The organism is Streptomyces sp. NBC_01481 (assembly GCF_026339995.1).
In the GTDB taxonomy this organism is placed as follows: domain Bacteria; phylum Actinomycetota; class Actinomycetes; order Streptomycetales; family Streptomycetaceae; genus Streptomyces.
The window spans coordinates 1,018,787-1,038,846 of sequence record NZ_JAPEPT010000003.1 but is presented as its reverse complement, the minus strand read 5'-3'; the positions used below and the strand labels follow the sequence as shown (position 1 = coordinate 1,038,846).

Genomic DNA, 20,060 nt, shown 5'->3' with positions numbered 1-20,060 from the left:
AATACCTGGGAGGTATCGTTGCCCACCCGATCAGTGTTGGACCCCTCGCCAGGGTCCGGGCCAGCATTGTCCCTATGAGTGAACGAACGATTGCGCTGGTCACCGGCGCGAACAAGGGAATCGGGTACGAGATCGCGGCGGGCCTGGGAGCCCTCGGCTGGAGCGTCGGCGTCGGCGCCCGCGACGATCAGCGCCGTACGGCCGCGGTGGAGAAGCTGCGCGCGGCCGGCGTCGACGCGTTCGGTGTACCGCTGGACGTGACCGACGACGCGAGCGCGACCGCCGCCGCACGGCTGATCGAGGAGCAGGCCGGGCACCTCGACGTGCTCGTCAACAACGCCGGCATCTCCGGTGGCATGCCGCAGGAACCCACCCGGGTCGATCCCGCCACCATCCGGACGGTCGTGGAGACCAACGTGATCGGCGTCATACGCGTCACCAACGCGATGTTGCCACTGCTGCGCCGCTCCGCCTCGCCGCGGATCGTGAACATGTCCAGCAGTGTCGGCTCCCTCACCCGGCAGTCAGGAACCGCTGCTGAGCAGACGACGGGTCCGGTGGCCGTGGCGTACGCGCCGTCGAAGACGTTCCTGAACGCCGTCACCCTTCAGTACGCCCGGGAGTTGAGCGGCACGAACATCCTGATCAACGCCGGCTGCCCCGGATACGTCGCGACCGACCTCAACGGCTTCCGCGGGGTGCGCACCCCCGAACAGGGCGCGGGCATCGCCATCACACTCGCGACCCTGCCCGACGACGGCCCGACCGGCAAATTCTTCGAGGACGCCGGCGTAGTGCCCTGGTGATGTGCACGGCGGTCATCACCCGCCGGGGTGAGACGGCTTCGCCCGCGCGTCTCGAACAGGATCACCGACTGTGGCGCCCGCCCCGGCCAACGCTTCGGCGCCCGGGGCCAACGCTCCGCACAGGTCAGTAGGAGCACTCCGGTCGGCGAAGCCGAAACCAGGCGTTCCCGCCCGGCCTGGCAGCGGCGTGCGGATCCAGGGAGGGAACCAGGGATTTCCCGGAAGCCCCGGGGCGTCACCCGGCCCTAGCCTCACAGGTGTTGACCAGTCCGGCACACAACTGTCGGGCAGCGTCCGCGCCGTATCCGCACGATCAGGGGGTGATCGCAGTGGGCAGTCCCGATGTGATCGCCGATGTGTCCGACATCCTGCTGAAGGTACTCGCCGCCGCCGTGCGCGAGTCCGGCTCCCAGGCCCAGGTGCGTCTCGTCGACCTCATCGGTCAGCAGCAGGGCGGCAACGCCGGGCTCGGTCTTGAGCTCTTCCTCTACGAGGTCGCCGAGGACCCCAGCGCACGCAACCGCGGCCCCCGCCACACCGTGGTGGAGGACCCGGTCACCGGCGTGGTCCGGCAAGAGCTCCGCAGGGCCGACATGGCCCTGTTGCTGCGCTATCTGCTCGTCCCGACCGGCGGGACCCCGGACGCCCAGCAGCGAATGCTCGGCCGGGCGATGCGGGCGCTGTACGACGACGCCATCCTGCAGGGTCCGTTGCTGGTGCCGGCCGCGGAGAGCAACAGCGTGGCCGAGGCCGGGGAGTCGCTGAAGCTGCGCCTGGCCCCGCTGTCGCTCGACGAGCGGGCGAAGGTGTGGTGGGCGATCTCGCAGCCGTACCGGCTCTCCCTCAACTACGAGGTGCGGGTGGTCAATCTGGCCTCCCGCGACATCACCGCTGAAACGGCCGTAACCGGTGGCGGCGTCGGCGTCGGACAGCGCGTGGGAGCCCGCACGTGACGGCCGGCGGCGCGGCGGTGGACACCGTACGGATCGCACCGGGACCGGTCTGCCTGCTGCCGCTGGATGCCTTCACCGGACGCGCGCCCGTCCTGCAGGTCACCGCTGTGGTCGAGCGGCGGCTGGCCGGCGGGCAGTGGGCTGCCGAGGACGACGTACCGGTGGTGACGACTCCGGGCGGCGCGATCGTGTTGCCTTCCCTGGCGAGTGCGCATCCGGCTCCCGTGCCGGGCGCCGTGCAGCGGCTGCGTATCCGGCTCGTCTCGCCGTACCTGCTGGACGCGGAGCATCCGGGCGGCGTGGAGTTCGACGCCCCGGCGTCGACGGCACCCGCGGTGACGCGCGTACGGCTGTATCCGTTGCCCGCCTATCCGTTCCCGCCCGGAACCCGGCTGCTGCGCGGGCGGGTGCGGCGTGGCGGGCCCGCCGGTGCGGCGGTGGCCGGAGCGGCGGTCAGCGGCCGGGCACGTGCGGACGCGGGCTCTGTGCCGCGGGTCGCCGAGTGGGTGGAGTACGCGGCGACGGCATGGGACGGCGCCTTCCGGCTGCCGCTGCGGCGGCCCGGCAGCAAGCCGCCACTGCCCGCACCGGATCCCGCCGTGCCCGAGGCCGAGTGGTTCACGGTCACGGCGCTCGCCGAGCCCGGCCGGGCCGGCGGCCCCGAGGCGTCGATCCATCTGACCGCGCAGGACATTCGCGGTACCGAGCAGCTCATCGAGATCCCGTAGCGGAGGAAGCCCCGATGCCCGAATATCTCAGCCCAGGCGTTTTTGTCGAGGAGATCTCCACCGGCCCGAGGCCGATCACCGGGGTGGCCACCAGCACCGCCGGCATGGTCGGAGTGACCGCCCGGGGTCCTGACTCGGGCAAACCCAAGCTGGTGACCAGCCTGTTGGACTTCCACCGGCTTTTCGGCGGCTTTCTGCCCCGGCCGAGCGACGCCGACGTGGCCACGGCCGACACGAACGGCATCCGGTGGTGGCTGCTGCCGCTGGCGGTGAAGGGATTCTTCGACAACGGCGGGCAACGGCTCTACGTGAAGCGGATCGTGCCCCCGGCCGTGGCAAGCACCGCGGCTTCCGCGACGCTGCTGGACGATGCCACCCCGCCGGTACCGGTCCTCAGTGCGCAGGCCGCGCAGGCGGGCGAGGGAGGCAACAGCCTGCATGCCGTGCTCCGGATCGCGCGCTCCGCCACCTTCACCGTGGTGGCGCCGGCAGCCCCGCCCGCGGGCGACCCCCCGGCCGCCGTGACGATCGCCGGCCTGGGCGCGATCGAAGACGGCAGCACGGTCATCCTCGTCCCCGCCGACCGTACGCAGCAGCCCAGTCTGCACACGGTCTTGAGCCACGCCCCCGACGGCGTCAACCACACGCTCACCCTGGACCGCCCGCCCGCAGCCGCGGCCGTCGCAGGTGACACTCTCGTCCTGGCCGGCTTCCGGCTGGACATCATCGACGCGCCGCCCGGCGTCGCGAGGCAGACCCGGACGATCCCCTCGGCGCCCAACCCGCCTGCCGCCGACCTGGGGATGCTCGCCACAGCCGTCGGATCGGACCCGGACGCGCTCCTCTCGCTCACGATCGGCGCCGATCCGCTGCCGTTCCTGGGCAGGGGCATCTCCAGGACCGACCCTGGCCGGCCGCTCGCCACACTCGATCTGGTCGGCGGCGTCAGCGGCGGGGGAGGTCTCACGCCCGCCGACTACATCGGCGTGGACGGAGGCAGCGGGAACCGTACGGGCATCCAGGCCCTCGAGGACATCGACGAGGTGGCGATCTGCGCGGTGCCCGGCGTCTGGGAGCCGACCGTCCTCGACGGCCTCACCACGCACTGCGAGATCCTCGGCGACCGGTTCGCCGTGTTCGACGGGCCTCCCACCGCCGATCTCGAAGGCATCAGGGACTTCCGCCAGCCGCTGTCCACCGACCGGGCGGCTCTGTACTACCCCTGGCTCCAGGTGCCGCATCCGGCGGGCGCCGGCACCGCGAAGGCGCCCCCGTCGGGGCACATGATCGGCGTCTACGCCCGTACCGACGTGGAGCGGGGGGTCCACAAGGCACCGGCCAACACGGTACTGCGCGGCATCGTCCCCGGCGCCGGTCTGGCCTCCGACGTCACCCGGCGCGAGCAGGACACCCTCAATCCCGTCGGGATCAACGTGCTGCGGGCCTTCCCCAATCTGGGCCAGCGGGTGTGGGGCGCGCGGACCCTGTCGGACGACACCCGGTGGCGGTACGTCAACGTCCGGCGGCTCTTCCTCTTCATCGAGGAGTCGCTTGACGAGGGGTTGCAGTGGGTCGTCTTCGAGCCCAACGCCGAGCAGCTGTGGGCCTCGGTCCGGCAGAGCATCAGCAGCTTCCTGACCGAGGTCTGGCGGGCCGGCGCGCTGGCCGGCACCACACCGGAAGAAGCGTTCTACGTCGTCTGCGACCGGTCCACGATGACCGAGGACGACCTCGCGCAGGGCCGCCTGGTCTGCCAGGTCGGGGTCGCCCCCGTCTTTCCCGCCGAGTTCGTGATCGTGCGGATCCAGCAGGCGACCCGCGAGTCGAACACGTCCTGAACACCCACACCGCAGCGACCAATCACGACGCTTCAACCGCCGCAAAAGAAAGGGGACGGCTGTGCCACCCGTTCAGCGTGACGATCCGTACGGCGCCTATAACTTCCTCGTGCAGGTCACCGGCGTCGCCGCCAACGGCCAGGACGTCCAGGCGTCCTTCACCGAGGTCTCCGGGCTCACCGTGGACATCCAGCCGATCGACTACCGCAACGGCAGCGAGGACATCCGGGTGCGCAAGATCCCCGGCCTCAAGAAATTCTCCAACCTGACGCTGAAACGCGGCATCACCGGCCATCCGGAGTTCTGGAACTGGATCAAGAAGTCGATGAACGGCCAGACCCAGCGCGCTCCGGGGGCGATCCTCCTCCTCGACGAGAACCGCCAGGAGGTCATGCGCTGGAACTTCGACCGCGGCTGGCCGGTGAAGTACACCGGCCCCTCGCTCGGCGCGACCAAGAACGAGATCGCGATGGAGACGCTCGAACTCTGCGTCGAAGACCTCCAGATCGACGTGTGACCGGGAGACCGCCGTGTCCGCATCCGCCCTCGAACCACCCCTGCCCGCCGAACCGTTGCTGCCGGGACTGACCGCGACGGCAGCCGCGGCGGCGGATCCCGTCCAGCCGCTGCGCACCGATGTGGCCTGCTTCGCGGGGCGCACCCGGCGCGGCCCGGTGGCCACCCCGGTTCGCGTTACGGACTGGGCGGCCTACACCGCAGCCTTCGGCGGCCTGGATGCCGCACTCGATCTGCCCTACGCGGTCCGCGGATTCTTCGCCAACGGCGGCACCGCTCTGTGGGTCCTGCGGACAGAACCGGCGGGCACAACCGCCGCCACGGCCGCCTGGCCCGCCGGGGCACCCTCACCCTTCGCACCCGCGGCGGGCTGCCGGATCGATGCAGTGTCCCCGGGCGGCTGGGCCGACGGCACCCGGGTGACGGTCCGTCATCGTCTGACGGGATCCGCCGGGCACCCCCAGGTGCTGGTGCGGGTCGATGCCCCCGGCGAGTCCCCCGAGTCCTTCGGCTGGCTGCGCCCCACCGAACTCCCCGACGCCGTAGCAGCCGTCTCCCGGCTCATCCGGCTGATCCCCGACGGCCCCGCGCCCACCGGCCGGGCACCGGGCGCCCACGCGGGAACGCACACGGCCACCCTGGGCGGAGGAACTCCCGCCCCCGGCAGTCCCGATGACACCGGGACACTCGCCGACGCCTACGCCGACGCCGTACGGGCCATGGTGGAACTACCGGAGCCCGCCCTGCTGTCGCTGCCCGACCTGGACCGCGGCGGGGTCGGCGAGACCCACCGCGACGAGCTGGCCGATCTGCTGATCGAGGGGTGCGCGGACGCGCTCGACCGGCTCGCCCTGCTCGACCCTCCGCTCACGGGCGCAAGGACCTCCGACCCCGCCGCCGCCACCCGGCAGGTCACCGGCTGGATGGAAGAACTGCGCCGGCGGCATGACATACCGCGCCTGCAGGCGTGCGCCGTCCACTGGCCACCGCTGCGGGTGCCCGACCCACTGGCGACCGCGCTCCCGGCGCTGCGTACGGTGCCCGCCTCCGGCCATGTCGCCGGAGTGGCGGCGCGGCTGGACCGCGAGCGAGGCGTGTTCGCGACCCCGGCCAACGCCTCGCTCGAGGATGTCGTCGACCTCGCCCACGTACTGCGCTCCGATCAGGAGGTGTCGGTCTACGGATCGGGCGCCAATCTGCTGCGCTGCCCGCCCGGCAGAGGCCCCCTCGTGTGGGGCGGTCGTACAGCGGTGCCGCAATCGCAGGCGCAAGGGGTGGGCGACGGCTGGTTCATCGCCCACCGCAGGCTCGTCCACCGGCTGGTGCGGGCGTCCCGCGAGGTGGCCGGGCCGCTGCTCTTCGAGCCCGACACACCCGGTCTGCGGCTGCTGCTCGTCCAGGGGCTGACCGAAGTACTGCTCGGCCTGTTCGAGGCAGGCGCGCTGGCCGGGGACCGGCCCGCGGAGGCCTTCCGGGTGCGGTGCGACGAAGGACTGAACCCTCCGGAGCAGGCGGCGCTCGGGCAGGTGGTCTGCCAGGTGGAGGTTGCTCCGGCCGCCCCCATGGAATTCATCGCGATCCGGCTGCTGATGGGCGGACGGGACCGGCTGGAGGTGGTGGAGGGATGACCGAGCAGGCGCTGGAGTTCTTCGCCGAGCCGCTGCCGAAATACCGGTTCCTGGTCGTGCTCGGCCCGGCCGCCGCCCATCTGCCACCCGCGCAGACGGCGTTGCTGCCGCTCACCGCCCAGGGCGCCTTCCAGCAGATCACCGGACTCGGCGCGCAACTGGAGGTCACCTCGTATCCGGAGGGCGGAGTCAACGACCGGGTCCGGCAGTTCCCGGTACGCCACTCCTGGAACCGGATTGTGCTGCATCGCGGGGTGGCCCGGGGCACGGGCCTGTGGTCCTGGTACCAGGCCGGGCTCGGCAATCCGCTGGGCGCGCGCCGCAGCGGGGCGGTGCTGCTGCTGGACGGAGCCGGTGTGCCCGGCGCGGTGTGGGCCTTCCGGGGCGGCCTGGCCTCGAAGTGGACAGGCCCCGATCTGCACGCGGAACGCAGCGAAGTGGCCGTGGAGCAGCTGGAGATCGCGCACGAGGGTCTCGTGGCGGTGGAGCAGGCGGTGCCGGGGCTGGGCTGACGCACGCGGCAACGGCCGTAGGGAAAAGCACCGCATGTCGTGATCACGGTTCGGGAGAGAACAATGCTGACGATCCATCACCTTTCAGTCGACTTCGAGGTCGGCGGCGATGACACGGCGGTCTTCGCCCGGCTGTTCGCACAGCACATCCGGGAGTGGTCGCAGCGGCAGGAGGATGCCAGGGCCCGCGGCCGACTGCTGGCCAGGGAAGCCTCCCTGACCGGTTGCGAACCGGGCCAGGACCCTTCCGGCGGGTCCGCGGCCGGCTGCTTCGGGGGTGCCTGATGCTTCCGCTGCCCGGCCTCTCGGGACGGGACGCCGCCGCGACGCAGGCGACCCTGAGCGTGCACCCGCCCGGTTCCGTGTCGGGGCCGGTGACCCCGCTGCTGACGCTGCCGGTCAATCCGACGGAGTACGCCGTCTCCAAAGCGGTGACGTTCGCCGAGATCGGCGTCCCGGGCCTGGACGCGCCCCCGCTGCAGTTCGTACGGGGCGGCGCGCGGACCCTCAAGCTGGACGCGCTGGTCGACGCGGCCGAGGAGCCGGTGCGCGGGCGCCGCGATGTACAGAAGCGGTGGCTCGATGACTTCCAGTTCCTGACGGTCCGTCAAGGCACCACCCACGCACCGCCGGTGGTGACCTTCGCCTGGGGCGCCAATCCGTCGTTCACCGGTGTGGTGGACAGCCTCTCCATCACCTACGTGCTCTTCGACCGGGACGGCACACCGACCCGGGCCAAAGTGTCGCTGTCGCTCAAGGAGTTCAGGACGGCGGAGGAGCAGAAGCTCACCACGCCCTTGAGTTCACCGACCGTGCAGAAGGTCTGGACGGTGCGGCGCGGCGACACGCTCTCCTCCATCGCCGCCGCGGTGTACCGGGACTCCGGGCGCTGGCGGGAACTGGCGGCCGCCAACGCCCTCGCCGATCCGCGGGCGCTCGCCCCGGGGATGGCGCTCGTCGTCCCCGCGCTGGACCGGGGGTGAGGTGTGATGGCGCTCCTGGGGAACACGACCGTGACACCGCTGCCGGCCGATATCTACGCCCCGTGTTTCGAGGTCGCCCTGGACGGATCCGAGATCGCCGAGCAGATGCGCAGTTGCGTTCTCGACATCCAGGTGGTCCGTGAGCTGGACAAGACCGGCACGTTCTCGCTGGCGCTGAGCAACTGGGACGAGCTGAATCTGCGGCTGCGTTTCGACGACCCGAAGCACTTCGCCCCCGGCCAGGTGGTGGAGGTCCGGCTCGGCTACACCTCACAGCCCCGGCCGCCGGTAGTGGCCAAGGGCCAGATCACCACGATCCAGCCGGACTTCCCCTCGTCGGGGCCGCCGACGCTGCAGATCTCCTGCCAGGACCGCACGGCTCAGATGAAGGCCCGTAAGCCACGGGCCGACGAGGTGAAGAAGTATCTGGACCTCGCCGACTGGCAGATCGCGCAGAAGGTCGCGGAGCGGCACGGGCTGGAGCTGGTGGCCGAGAAGGAGGGCGTGGTGCATCCGCTGGTGATGCAGAAGAACCAGGACGATGTCGCCTTCCTGCTGGAACGGGCGAAAGGCGTCGACCGGGAGTGCTACGTGGCGCCCGACCCGAAGAGCGGGGTGGAGCAGCTGTACTTCGTCTCCCCCGCCGACGGCAGGGCGGGTTCGACGGCCCGCCGGCCGCGCACCTTCGACCTCTGGTACGCGGTACTGGCCCGCGGCGCCCGCTCCGGACGCCCGGAACAGGGCGAGGCCTCCGGGACCTCCCCCGCACCCAACCTGATCTCGTTCCGCCCGACCCTGACCCTGTCGGGGCAGGTCGCCAAAGTGACGGTGCGCGGCTGGGATCCCCGGACGAAGCAGGCGATCGTCGGCAGTGCGACACAGGCGGATCTGCAGGCGGAGCGCGACGCCGGTCGCAGCGGTCCCGCGGCCGCCGCACAGGAGATGGGCGAGAGGGAAGAGGTCATCGTGGACCGCCCGGTGAGCTCGGAGCAGGAGGCGCGGGCGCTGGCGGTGAGCGTGCTGCGCGGCAAGTCGTATGAATTCGTCACCTGTGCGGGCCAGTTGGCCGGCCTCCCCGACCTGGTGCCGAGCGACTCGCTCCGGATCGGCGGGGTGGGGAGCAGGTTCGGCGGCACCTACTACACGACCAAGGTGACGCACTCCTTCAACTCATCCGGATTCCTGACCTCGTTCGAGGCACGGCGTACTTCCGAGGGGCGGTGACGAAGTTATGACGGGGATGCCGGGATCGACCGCGGACAAGCGGTATTTCGGTGTGGCCACGGGTGTCGTGGAGCGAGTGGAGGACGACCCGGAGAAGGAGTGCCGGGTGCGGTTGAGACTGCCGTGGTTCGACAGCGCCACGATCACCGAGTGGTGCCGGGTGGCACAGCCCTACGCGGGCAACGGATACGGCACGAGCTTCGTGCCGGAGCTGGGCGACGAGGTGCTCGTCGCCTTCGACCAGGGGGACATGCGGTTCCCCGTCGTCATCGGCAGTCTCTACAACGGCGTGGACAAGCCGCCCACACACCGGGCGAGCGGCCGGGACGAAAAGCTGCTGCGGACCAAGCACGGCCACGAACTGGTTCTCGACGACAGCTCCGGCAACGAAGCCGTACGGCTCACGTCGTCCGCCGGGCACCGCATCGAACTGGACGACGCGGGCAGCTCGGTGGTGGTGCGCACCGCGTCCGGCGGCAGGGTGACGGTGACCGCCGACGGCTCTGTGGAGATCAGCGCCGGTTCCGGCCCCGTGAAGGTCACCGGCGGCTCGGTGACGCTGGACGCACCGCAGGTGCGGCTGGGGACCGGCGCCTCGCAGCATGTGGTCCCGTGGGAGACCTTCCTGCCCTGGTTCATCGGGCACACCCACCCGGTCGTCTCGCCCGTCGCCACCGGTCCCGCACTCCCCGCGCCCGGCCCGCCGCCGATGTCGACGACGGTGCAGGTGGCGCTGTGAACGGCGGCGCGCCCGGCGGCGCGGAGGCCTTCCTCGGACAGGGCTGGCGCTTCCCGCTGCTGCCGGACGCCTCGGGGCGACTGGCATACACGGCCGGCGAGGACAGCGTCCGCGACTGCCTGCTGGTGCTGGTGCGCACCGCGCTGGGCGAGCGGGTGATGCGCCCCACGCTGGGCACCCGCGCCCCGGAACTGGTCTTCGCGCCCGGCAGTTCGCGCTCACTGCGCGAGCTCGAGGACTCGGTACGTATCGCCATCCGCGACTTCGAGCCGCGGGCGGCCGTGGACGACGTACGGGCGCAGGCGCAGCCGGGCGAGGAGTGGCGGGTGACGGTCTTCGTCGACTACCGGGTCAGGGCGACCGGTCGGCACGAGACGCTGGTCTTCCCCTACTACCTCGACGGCGGCTCGGGACTGGTGGGCGGCGCGGGCGCGTTCGGGGCAGCCGGACCGGCGGGCGGCGGTGAAGCGTCATGACCCTGGCGCCGCTGCGGCTGGACGATCTGTCCTGGGCCGATCTGGTGGACGCGGTCCGCTCACGGATCCCCGCCGAATCCTCGGGCCGCTGGACCCTGCACGCCCCCGTCGACCCGGGCATGACACTGCTGGACCTCCAGGCATATCTGCTGGAGCAGCAGGTCTACCGGCTCGACCAGGTCCCCGACGCCGTCGTGCATGCGGTGCTGCGGCTGCTGGGCGTGCCCGGACCGGCCCCGGCGACGGCCGCGGTGACCGTGCTGCAGATCGTCCCGCAGGCGCCCGGCACCCGGCTGCGGATCCGGGAGGGCGCGTCGTTCAGCCGTGAACCGGGGCGCGGGAGGGACTTCTGCCTCGACCGGGACCTGGACGTACTGCCGGTGCGCGTGGCCGGGTTGTCGGTGCGGGACAGGACGGGCGACGGGGACCGCACCGCCGACCTCGCCGCCGGACGCCCGGTGCCCCTGGCCGGCGCCTACGGCCACCCGGCGCGGATCCGGATCCGGCTGTCTGTGTCCGGCGACGGTTTTCCGGACGGCGGAACCCTTTCGCTGCTGCTCGCGCTGGAGCAGCCGGCGGGGCCGTGGACCGGGAGCCGGACGCCCGACAGCTGGACCGCCGGGGCCGTACCCGACGTGCCGCCCCCGGCTCGACTCAGTTGGTCCTACGGGGCCGTTGGGGATACCGACCCGCTGCCCGAGGGGGCTGTGGCTGACGGCACCGGCGGACTGCGCCGGTCCGGCGTGGTCCGGCTGGCCCTGCCGGCGACGGCCGCCGGGGCCGAGGTGGAGCTGGTGCTGGCCACGCCCGCCTCCACCTACGCCGCGCCGCCGCGACTGCTGCGGCTGTCCCCCAACTCCGTTCCCGCGCACCATGCGCAGCGCGTCCGCCTGGAGGAGGCTCCCGACGGGCCCGTGGTGGCTCAGCTCTCAGGCCGCCCGCCGCTTCCCGGCCTCACCGTCGTACTGCCCGGCGACGCCGCCGGACGGCTGATCGACGTCGCGCGCTTCACGCTGCGCGAGACGGATGACGCCGGCAGCGGTCGCACGCACGACTGGACGGCCGTGCCGGATCTGGCGTTCAGCGGGCCGCTGGACCGGGTGTTCACCGTGGACCGGGCCTTGGGGGCGCTGCGCTTCGGCGACGGGCTGACCGGGCGGATCCCAAGGCCCGACGTCACCGGGCCGGGGACCGTATTGCGGGCGGAGTACCGGCTGGGCGGCGGGCCGACAGGCAATGGCGGCGCGGACCCGGCAGTGGGTGTCCCCGCACGCGCTGCCCAGCCGGCGGCGCTGCTGGCATTCCCCGCGCTGGCCGGATTCGCCCGCCCGCAGCCGCAGCGCGCGGCCGAGGAGGAATCGCCGCCCGGGGACTGGGTGTTCACCGGCGGATCTTCGGACACCGAACCACCCGATGCTCCCTGCACCGCTCGCGCCCTCGTCCCGTCCACGGGCGGGGCAGAGCCCGAGACCCCGGCTGCCGCGCGCCGCCGGGCCGCCACCGCGCTCGCCGTCGTCACCCGGGCCGTGACCGCCGCCGACCACGAGGAACTCGCCCTGTCCACGCCCGGGGTCGCCGTCGCCCGCGCCCACGCACTGGTCGGCGCCCACCCCTCGCACCCGTCTCGGAACGTGCCGGGCGCCGTGACCACCATCGTCGTCCCCCGGGTGCCGCGCGCCGCCGGCGACAGCACCGCGCCCGACGCCGTACCCATGCCCGTTCCCGACCCCGGCGCGCTGGCCGCCGTACGCGCCCGGCTGGAGGCCGGACGCCTGCTGGGCGCCCACGTGTTCGCAGCGCCCCCGCGCTACCGTCCGGTCCGCGTCCGTATCACCCTCACCGCGGACACCGCCCGGCGGCAGCTCCTCGATGCGGCACTGCGTCGCTTCCTCGACCCCCTGACCGGCGGCGACGACGGCACCGGCTGGCCCTTCGGCGGCGTGCTGCGCCCCTCGGCGCTGCTGAGAGCGGCCGAACGGGCTCTTCGAGCGGCGGGCGACCGCACCCCGGTGCAAGGCGTCGCCGCCGCCCTGGACGACGGTCCCTACGAATCCTGCGGCGATCTTCCGCTGCGCCCCGGTGAACTCCCCGGCCCCGTCGAGATCCTCGTGTGCACCACACAGCCGTCCGGTGCCGCTCCACGGGAGGTACGCGCATGACCGCCCACGGCCCCGACCGTTCCACCGCTCCCGGTCCCTCCGCGAGGCTCGCCCCCGGGGCGGACGAACCGTGGTGGACGCTGTCCGCCGGCGCCGCGCGTACGGCGCTGCTCGACGCGGACGGCCGCCCGGTGCTGCTGGGTGCCGCACGGGACGAGCTGGTCGCCGCGCTGCGCGCCCGGGTCGGCGGCTTCACCCCCGACTGGACCGGGACGGGCCCCGACGACGCGGGGGACGCGCTGCTGCGGCTGTTCGCGCTGATGGCCGAGGCGGTGGCCGCACGCGTCGACCGGCTGCCCGCCAAGCTGCTCGTCGAGCATCTGCGGATCGCCGGGGTCTCCCCGCTGCCCGCCGCACCCGCCCAGGTGCTGCTTCGCATCACCGCAACGGCAGCCGCAGGAGCGGGAGTTCAGGTCCCGGCGGGCTTCCAGGCCGGCGCGCCCGGCGAGGGCGGCGCCGAAGTGGTGATGGAGACCGTGGACGACATGTGGGTGTCGCCCGCCGAGCTCACGTCCCTGGCCGTGGGCCGCCCCGCGACCGGCAATCTGCCGGGCCCCGTGGATGAGGTGACGCTGGGTCAGGACCCCTGGGCCGACGGCTTGCTCCCTTTCGGCGCCCACAGCGCGCCCGGCTCGGCCCTCTGGCTGGGGTTCACCGCCCCCGAGGCGATCGCGGGCGGACTCTCGCTCGCCTTCGTCGCGGCCCCGCGCCCCGGCGGTCCGGCCGCCGCCGCCCGGGGCGCCGTCGCTCCGCCCGAGGCGGCCCCGCCGCAACTGCGCTGGTCCGTACTGGACGGTGACACCTTCCGCGCGGCCGACGTGGTGGTGGACCACACCGGCAATCTCGCCGACACCGGGACCGTACAGCTGCGGCTGCCGACGGGCTGGCGGCCGGGCCGGCCGCCCGGCGGAGCCCTGCTTCCCGAAGCCCGCTGGCTGCGGGTGCGGCTCACCACAGGGACGTACGCCGAGCCGCCGCGGCTCGCCGCCGTCCTGCCGCACACGGTGCTCGCGAGCGCCGTACGGACTGTGCGCGACGAGGTGTTGAGCCCGGCACCCGCGGATCCCCGGGAGCAGGACGGCGGCGCGGGCGTGCGGCTGCGCGTGGCGACGGCGCCCGTCGTTCCCGGATCCCTGACCGTCAGCGTCGCCGACGACCCCGCCGCGCCGCTCTTCCCCGTCGACGGCGCGGCCCCCACCGCGCACGACCCGCTGCCCGTGTGGCGGGAGGTGCCCGACCTGGTCCTCGCGGGCCCCGCCGACCGGGTGTTCGCGCTCGACGCCGACACCGGCGTCCTCACCTTCGGCGACGGGGTGCACGGGGTCGCGCTGCCGCCCGGCGTGGGCAATGTACGGGCCGTCAGCTACCGCACCGGAGGCGGCAGGCAGGGCGCCGTCGCGGCGGACACGGCCACAGTGCTGCGCACCGCGGTGCCCGGGGTGGCTTCGGTGACCAACCCGCTGCCCGGGACCGGCGGAACGGACACCGAGCCGTTCGGTGCGACCGTACGGCGCGGCGCGGCCGAGATCCGCACCGCAGGGCGGGCCGTCACCCCCGCGGACCACGCGCTGCTCGCGATGCGCGCCCCGGGTGCGCGGATCGCACGCGCCCACGCCGTACCCGGGCACCACCCGGACCATCCCGGCGCCCGGCTGCCCGGCATCGTCGGCCTCTACCTGGTGCCGCCCGACGAGGACCCCGCCACCGCCGGTGCGCCGCTCCCCTCGGCGGGCGACCTCGAGGCCGTCACGGATCACCTGACGCGCACCCTCGCCCCGACCGGTATCACCGTCGTCGCCGCGGCGCCCCGGTACGTCCGCGTCGACGCCCGGATCGTGCTGGCGCTCGTCACGGGCGCCGACCGTGCCGCAGCCGTACGCCGCGCCGAGGACGGGCTGCGCCGCTTCCTGCACCCGCTCGCCGGGGGCGCCGACGGCGACGGCTGGCCCTTCGGCGGCCCCCTCGTCCACACCGCGCTGGCGCGCCGGATGCTCACCGACGAGGAAGTGGCGGCCGTGCCACTGCTGACGCTCACAGTGGACGGCCTGCCCGTGCCGCCCTGCACCGATACGCCGCTGCCCGCGCACGCCCTGGTCCGCGTCGGACGGGTGACGGCCTCGGTCGTCACCAACACCGCCGCCAACATCACCGCGCAGAAGGGGAGGTGAGGCATGGACATCCGCACCGACGCACCCGCGCACCTGCTGCTGGACTCCGCCTCGGGCTGGCGCCCGGCCGCAGGAGCGACAGATCCCCTCCCCGAACCCGTCCAGGACGGCGACGCGCTGGTCCTGCCGCCAGGCGTGACAGAGGCGGCGCTGGTCACCGTCCCGCTCGACAGCGGCATCTCCCGGTGCCGCTGGCACCGGATCCGTGTCGACGCCGATGTCCCCTCGGGCAGCGCGCTGGTCGTCCAACTGGCCACCACCGGCGACGATCCCGACGGCGTGCCGGGGCCCGACGACTGGCAGACGGCCGCAGGACCGGCCTACGACGTCCTGGTGGACCAGCCGCCGGGCCAGTACGTCGTCGTGCGGCTGCTGCTCGGCCGTACCGACGCCTCCGCGCCCGGTCCCGCCGTGCGGCAGCTCCGACTTGACCTTCCCCGGGCCACCTCGGCCGACCTCCTCCCGGCCGTCTACCGCGAGGATCCGACCGCCGACGACTTCACCGAGCGGTTCCTCGCTCTGTTCGACTCGGTGGTCGAGACCCTCGACCGGGCCACGGAACGGGCCCCCGCACTGCTCGACCCGGCCGGCGTGCCGGACGGTGTGCTGCCGTGGATCGCGGGTCTGCTCGGCATCGATCTGGGGCCCGACCCCGACCCGGCGCCGGGCGCGAGTTCCGGCGGCGGCCCCGGGAGCGGCACGAACCCGGGCGCCCCGGACCCGGGGACTGCGCAGCTCGCGCCGTCCGTACTGCGCCGACTCATTGCCGCGGCGCCCGAGTTGCGCAGACGGCGCGGTACGCCCTGCGGGCTCGCCCTCGCCCTGGAGATCGTGCTGGGGGTGCGCCCTGCGATCGTGGAACCGGCCGCAGCGCCGTGGGGTGCGGTGGGCCGGGACACGCGCCTGGGTGAGGTGCGGCTGTTCGGACGGTCGGCCACGCGGGTACGGCTCGGCGGCCCAGCGGTCCTCGGTTCGCGGCTGGCAGGACCCGGCGCCCACCGGAGCGGAGCACCGTTGCGATCGCTCGGCAACCCGGACGAGGACCCGCTGACCGGCACCACGTTCCGTTTCCGTGTACTGATCCCCCCGGGCCCGCCGCCGGGCGCCCGGCGTCCCGCGTCGACCGACGGCACGGCCAGGACGGCTGCCGATCTGGTCGAACGGCTCTCCCCCGCCCACACCACGGCGACCGTCTGCATCGGCGGTCTCGGCTTCACCGTGGGCGAGCGCAGCGCGGTCGGCGTGGACACCCTCCTCGTCAGCCCCGCGCCGTCCCCGGCCGGCGTGGCTGTCCTGGGCGCCGACACCGTGCTCGGGGCGGACCGTTCGGGGCGACGCGGCATCCGCCTGGACGGCACGTCAGGTGCGGGCATCCGCACGGTCGCCGTGCACGAGGGCGACACCGGCGCACACCCCGACGAGAAGAAAGGCAGGACCCCATGACGGCTCCCCCGACCGGGCGTGACAGCGCCCCGCGGACCGGCCGGCGGCGGCTGACGTACTTCCACGGCCAGTTGCTGTCCGCACAGGATCTCCGCCAGGAACAGGGGCAGTTCCTCGCACGGCTGCGCCTGCACAACCTCGCCCTGCACGGCTACGGCGTGGCCTACGGGCTGTGGACGCGCCCGGTGCCACCAACCGCCGCCGAGTGCCCCGATCCGGAGCGCACGGCCCCCTGGTTCGAGGTGACCGACGGCCTGGCCGTCGACCAGCACGGCGACGAGGTGATCGTGCCGTGCGGCGTCCGGCCGAGACACGACCTGTGGCAACTGCTCGACGAGGACGAACGGTGCCGCGCCCTGGAGGAGATCCGCTCCGGTCGCGACGGCGTCACCGTCTATCTGACGATCCATCACTGCGAGGAGCCCGTCGACAGCGTCCGCGCCGTCTACACCGAAGCCTGCGACGGCCTCCCGCGCACCGCCTACGCCCACATCCGCGAAGGCTTCGCCCTGCGGGCGACGACCCGGCGGCCCGAGCCTGACTCCTGCGACCCTCCGTGCCCCTGCGAGCCGCCCGCGGAGGGCGCGCCGGAGCGGCACGGATGCGGTGACGGCAGGATCTTCGGCCCCGGGCTGCTGCTCGCCCGCGTGAACCACGTACGCCCCGACCGCGCGCTGGCCCCCGAGCAGATCCATCCCGAGGTCCGCCGGCCCCTCTCCCGGCGTCCCGCGACCGTGATCACCCGCATCTCCTGGCCGCACGGCGGCCGGCTGACCACCCAGCAGGCCCGCGTACTGCTGGGCGAACGCGGCCTGCGGATCCGCTTCTCGCGGCCGGTGCGCACCGCGACCCTCCAGGACCCGGGTATCGCCGACCTGTTCCAGATCACCGGCGGGCGGGGCGTCCACGGCACCGTCATGCGCCTGGAGACCCGGATCGAAACCGACGGGCCGGACGACGAGACCACGGACCGGATCACCATCCGGCAGACGGACATCGAGTACCTCAACGACGGCGACCGGATCCACCTGGTGCTGCGCACCCCGTTCGTCCTCGACATCTGCGGCGACCCGGTGGACGGCACCCACACCGGCGGGCTCGTACCGCAGCCCGGCGGCCCGGTCGCCCACCGTCCGGGGCTACTGCCGCCCGACGGCTGCGGACCCCGCACCTCCGGGACGCCCTCAGGCGCGGCCGGCGTCTTCGAGAGCTGGATCTTCATCGACAACCACCGTCCGGACCCCGACGCCGAGGCCGAAGCCGAAGCCGAAGCCGCGGCGGAACCCACCGAGCGGACGGACAGCGCGGCCGACGACAGCGAGACCCTTGAGGGGCAGCCATGACCACCTCCGGCACGCACACCGCCGGCCCCCGTGACTGCGGCTGCGGTTGCGGCGGAAGCGGCAGCACCGCGTCCACCACCTCACCTGCCGGATTCCGCGCGGGCGGTCCGGTCCGCCCGGTCTTCTCCGCGGGCCAGCTGCTCACCGAGGACGACCTCGGACAGCTCACCGCCTGGACCACCGGACGCATCCGCCTCCACAACCGGCTGCGTTACGTATCGCCCGAAGGACAGGGCGCGGTCCTGTGCGGGCTCGCCGTCAGCTGCGACTCCTGCGCCCGCGGTGCGGTGCGTATCGGCGAGGGCCACGCGGTGGACGGCCTAGGCAACGACATCCCGGTCATCTGCGTCGAGGACGTGGATGTCGTCGCCCTGGTACGGGAGTTCCGCGCCACGGGCGGCGGCTGCCCCGACCCCTGCCCGCCCGGACCCGAGCGCACCTACGGCCTCTTTCTGCGCTACGAGGAGGAGTTCGCCGAGCCTGTCGCCCCGTACGATCCCGGCGACGGCTGCACGCCGGCCGGCTGCGTACCCACGCGGGTACGGGAGGGCCACCGCTTCTTTGTGGGCTGCGTCCCCGACCCGCCCCCCGACCGTCTCTGCGAACTGCTGCGCCGCCGGTTCGGTGACGACCGGGAGTTTCTGGAGGCCTGCCAGAGCGAGAGCCGCCCATCGGCAAGCGAACTCACGGACTGGCTCACCGCCCGCCTCGACGTCAACGGCGACCTGTGCGACCGCACTCCCCTGGCGCTGCTGTGCGACGTACCGCCCAAACCGACCGGCAACGGCGTTCAGCACAACCTGCACCGCAAGGTGGGTGCCTGGCGCGCCTTCGAGGCGTATCTGAGCGCCGCCGTCCGCTCGCTCCTCGTCGTCCCCTGCCCCAGCGGCTGTACCCCGGAGGTGCTGATCGGGGAGGTGACGCTGGACGGCTGCGATGTCGTACGGGCCGTGCCGGCCGGACGGCGTGGCGCCCAGTTGCCCGATCCGGTGGAACAGCGGTGGCGCATCCAGCTGGCCCGGCTCTTCGAACACGACGTCAGCACGGCGCAGTTGCTGGAGTTCCTGCTGGACCTCCTGGACCTCACCGGCTGCCTCCCGCCGCAGCCGACCGAGACATAGGCCCTGTCCGGCCGATCCTGCCGGGTTCGCGTGCCCTGGCACGCACGCTCGCTGCGTTGTCGTCAGTCGCCGACGCTCCGCGTCGGCTCTCCCCCTGCCTTCGGCGGGGGGACCCCCATCCTCCGACCTGCGATCGCACGCACCAGACCCCGCTCACTGATCCGGCCTGATCGACCGGACAGGACCTAGAAGGAGCGCAGACCATGCCGGCACCCCTGCGGCCTGAATTCCACGAGGGCCAGATCCTGGCCGCCGACGACCTGTCGGCCGTGGTGCGTTACGACCGTGACGCCGCCGCGCGCCACCACCGGCACCTGCACACCTGGGGGATCGCCTCGGGCCTGGAGGTGACGGTCCGCGCGCGGGCCGGCTCCGACATCTACAAGACAGTCGTCGTCGGCAGCGGCACCCTCCTCGACCCGTCGGGGCGGGAGATCGTGGTGCCGGCGCCGGTGGAACTCTCCACCCCCGACCAAGGGTTCGTGATCACCGACCCCGACAACACCGCCGCCCGCCCGCTCATGCTCATGTGGAGCGACCAGCCCTCGAAGGGCGCCGCGACCGTGTCCTCGGGCGGCTGCGCCACGAACGGGGCAGCGCGCACCTCGGAGGGTTTCGCCCTGGTGGTGGGCGCCCCCGGCGACGAACTCGACCTCGGCGACCAGCAGCCGCCCCCGCCCGACGCGGGACCCGACTGGCTCGGCGGCGGCGACCGGGGCCGGGTGCTGCTCTCCTTCGTGACCTGGGGCGGCGGCCAGGACGGCGGCTTCACCGCGGTGCTGCCACGGGCGAACGGGGTTGGCCGACGGTACGCCGGCGTCCTCGCCGACCGGGTTTCCGCGCGCGGCGGCACACTGGAACTGGCGGCCGAGCCGCGCCCGGTGGCCGGAAAGGTGGGCGTCCGGATCGGCGGTGAGCACGGCAGTCTGGACATCGGCCGGTTCAACGCGGCCGGAGCACTCGCCCCGGCGCTGCGCGTCCTAGGCGACGGCAGCACCCAGATCCACGGCGACGTGAAGATCACTGGCGGGCTGTCCGTCACCGGCGCCGTCGACAGCCCGCTCGTCACCGGCAGCGTCCTCGTCCAGTCCGGCACCGCGACACACGGCGTCATCCTGCCGCTGCCCCCGCCGGTGACGGCAGATCAGGTGGAGTCGGGCGAGATCGTTCTGCACCTCCAGGTGACGCCGCGGCTCCAGACGTACGGTGGGCCGCACGAAGGCGGTGTCGACGGATCCGGCTTCGGCGCACTGCCCGTGGTGCTGCGCTGCGAGGTGGACTCCCAGCGCCGACTGAGCTGCCTGATCGCCTGGTACGGCGGGTTCGGCCCCGACGAGGCACTCGACTCTCCGTCCGTACTGCCGGGCGCCGCCGACTACTTCGTGCTGGCCACGGCCCGGCCGACCACCTGATGCATCCCCAC

General features: G+C 73.3%; 18 protein-coding genes. All 18 read left to right on the top strand.

Annotation, left to right across the window (positions count from 1 at the left end):
• Nucleotides 1-74 precede the first annotated feature (74 nt).
• Nucleotides 75-806 (top strand): SDR family oxidoreductase, encoded by a 732-nt coding sequence (locus OOK40_RS21255; RefSeq protein ID WP_266484118.1) that lies wholly within the window; start codon nt 75-77, stop codon nt 804-806.
• Nucleotides 807-1,126: 320 nt separating this feature from the next.
• Complete coding sequence (locus OOK40_RS21250) at nt 1,127-1,759, top strand: DUF4255 domain-containing protein (protein ID WP_266484115.1); 633 nt, start codon at nt 1,127-1,129, stop codon at nt 1,757-1,759.
• Nucleotides 1,756-2,487: a hypothetical protein gene (locus tag OOK40_RS21245; protein WP_266484113.1), complete on the top strand. Its 732-nt coding sequence runs from the start codon at nt 1,756-1,758 to the stop codon at nt 2,485-2,487. The genes OOK40_RS21250 and OOK40_RS21245 overlap by 4 nt, the downstream gene beginning before the upstream one ends.
• 14 nt (nt 2,488-2,501) lie before the next feature.
• Nucleotides 2,502-4,325, top strand: a complete 1,824-nt coding sequence (locus tag OOK40_RS21240; RefSeq protein ID WP_266484110.1) for a phage tail sheath C-terminal domain-containing protein — start codon at nt 2,502-2,504, stop codon at nt 4,323-4,325.
• Nucleotides 4,326-4,386: 61 nt separating this feature from the next.
• Complete coding sequence (locus OOK40_RS21235; protein WP_266484108.1) at nt 4,387-4,842, top strand: phage tail protein; 456 nt, start codon at nt 4,387-4,389, stop codon at nt 4,840-4,842.
• Nucleotides 4,843-4,855: 13 nt separating this feature from the next.
• Nucleotides 4,856-6,469: a phage tail sheath subtilisin-like domain-containing protein gene (locus OOK40_RS21230; RefSeq protein WP_266484105.1), complete on the top strand. Its 1,614-nt coding sequence runs from the start codon at nt 4,856-4,858 to the stop codon at nt 6,467-6,469.
• Nucleotides 6,466-6,981, top strand: a complete 516-nt coding sequence (locus tag OOK40_RS21225) for a phage tail protein (protein ID WP_266484103.1) — start codon at nt 6,466-6,468, stop codon at nt 6,979-6,981. The genes OOK40_RS21230 and OOK40_RS21225 overlap by 4 nt, the downstream gene beginning before the upstream one ends.
• 63 nt (nt 6,982-7,044) lie before the next feature.
• Entirely contained in the window at nt 7,045-7,266 is a 222-nt protein-coding gene (locus OOK40_RS21220; protein WP_266484100.1) for a putative phage tail protein, read from the top strand.
• Nucleotides 7,266-7,964 (top strand): LysM peptidoglycan-binding domain-containing protein, encoded by a 699-nt coding sequence (locus tag OOK40_RS21215; RefSeq protein ID WP_266484091.1) that lies wholly within the window; start codon nt 7,266-7,268, stop codon nt 7,962-7,964. Before OOK40_RS21220 ends, OOK40_RS21215 begins: the two co-directional genes overlap by 1 nt.
• Nucleotides 7,965-7,970: 6 nt before the next feature.
• Nucleotides 7,971-9,188 carry a phage late control D family protein gene (locus OOK40_RS21210; RefSeq protein ID WP_266484088.1) on the top strand — a complete coding sequence of 406 codons (1,218 nt, stop codon included), beginning with the start codon at nt 7,971-7,973 and terminating at the stop codon, nt 9,186-9,188.
• Between the two features lie 16 nt (nt 9,189-9,204).
• Nucleotides 9,205-9,927 carry a phage baseplate assembly protein V gene (locus OOK40_RS21205; protein ID WP_266484085.1) on the top strand — a complete coding sequence of 241 codons (723 nt, stop codon included), beginning with the start codon at nt 9,205-9,207 and terminating at the stop codon, nt 9,925-9,927.
• Complete coding sequence (locus tag OOK40_RS21200; protein ID WP_266484083.1) at nt 9,924-10,403, top strand: GPW/gp25 family protein; 480 nt, start codon at nt 9,924-9,926, stop codon at nt 10,401-10,403. The genes OOK40_RS21205 and OOK40_RS21200 overlap by 4 nt, the downstream gene beginning before the upstream one ends.
• On the top strand, nt 10,400-12,562 hold the full coding sequence (locus OOK40_RS21195; protein WP_266484080.1) for a baseplate J/gp47 family protein: 2,163 nt from the start codon (nt 10,400-10,402) through the stop codon (nt 12,560-12,562). Before OOK40_RS21200 ends, OOK40_RS21195 begins: the two co-directional genes overlap by 4 nt.
• Nucleotides 12,559-14,730 (top strand): putative baseplate assembly protein, encoded by a 2,172-nt coding sequence (locus tag OOK40_RS21190; RefSeq protein WP_266484078.1) that lies wholly within the window; start codon nt 12,559-12,561, stop codon nt 14,728-14,730. The genes OOK40_RS21195 and OOK40_RS21190 overlap by 4 nt, the downstream gene beginning before the upstream one ends.
• 3 nt (nt 14,731-14,733) lie before the next feature.
• Entirely contained in the window at nt 14,734-16,173 is a 1,440-nt protein-coding gene (locus OOK40_RS21185) for a hypothetical protein (protein WP_266484075.1), read from the top strand.
• Nucleotides 16,170-17,516, top strand: a complete 1,347-nt coding sequence (locus OOK40_RS21180; protein WP_266484073.1) for a hypothetical protein — start codon at nt 16,170-16,172, stop codon at nt 17,514-17,516. The genes OOK40_RS21185 and OOK40_RS21180 overlap by 4 nt, the downstream gene beginning before the upstream one ends.
• On the top strand, nt 17,513-18,637 hold the full coding sequence (locus OOK40_RS21175) for a hypothetical protein (RefSeq protein ID WP_266484071.1): 1,125 nt from the start codon (nt 17,513-17,515) through the stop codon (nt 18,635-18,637). Before OOK40_RS21180 ends, OOK40_RS21175 begins: the two co-directional genes overlap by 4 nt.
• A 203-nt stretch (nt 18,638-18,840) precedes the next feature.
• Nucleotides 18,841-20,049, top strand: a complete 1,209-nt coding sequence (locus OOK40_RS21170; RefSeq protein ID WP_266484069.1) for a hypothetical protein — start codon at nt 18,841-18,843, stop codon at nt 20,047-20,049.
• Nucleotides 20,050-20,060: the final 11 nt, after the last annotated feature.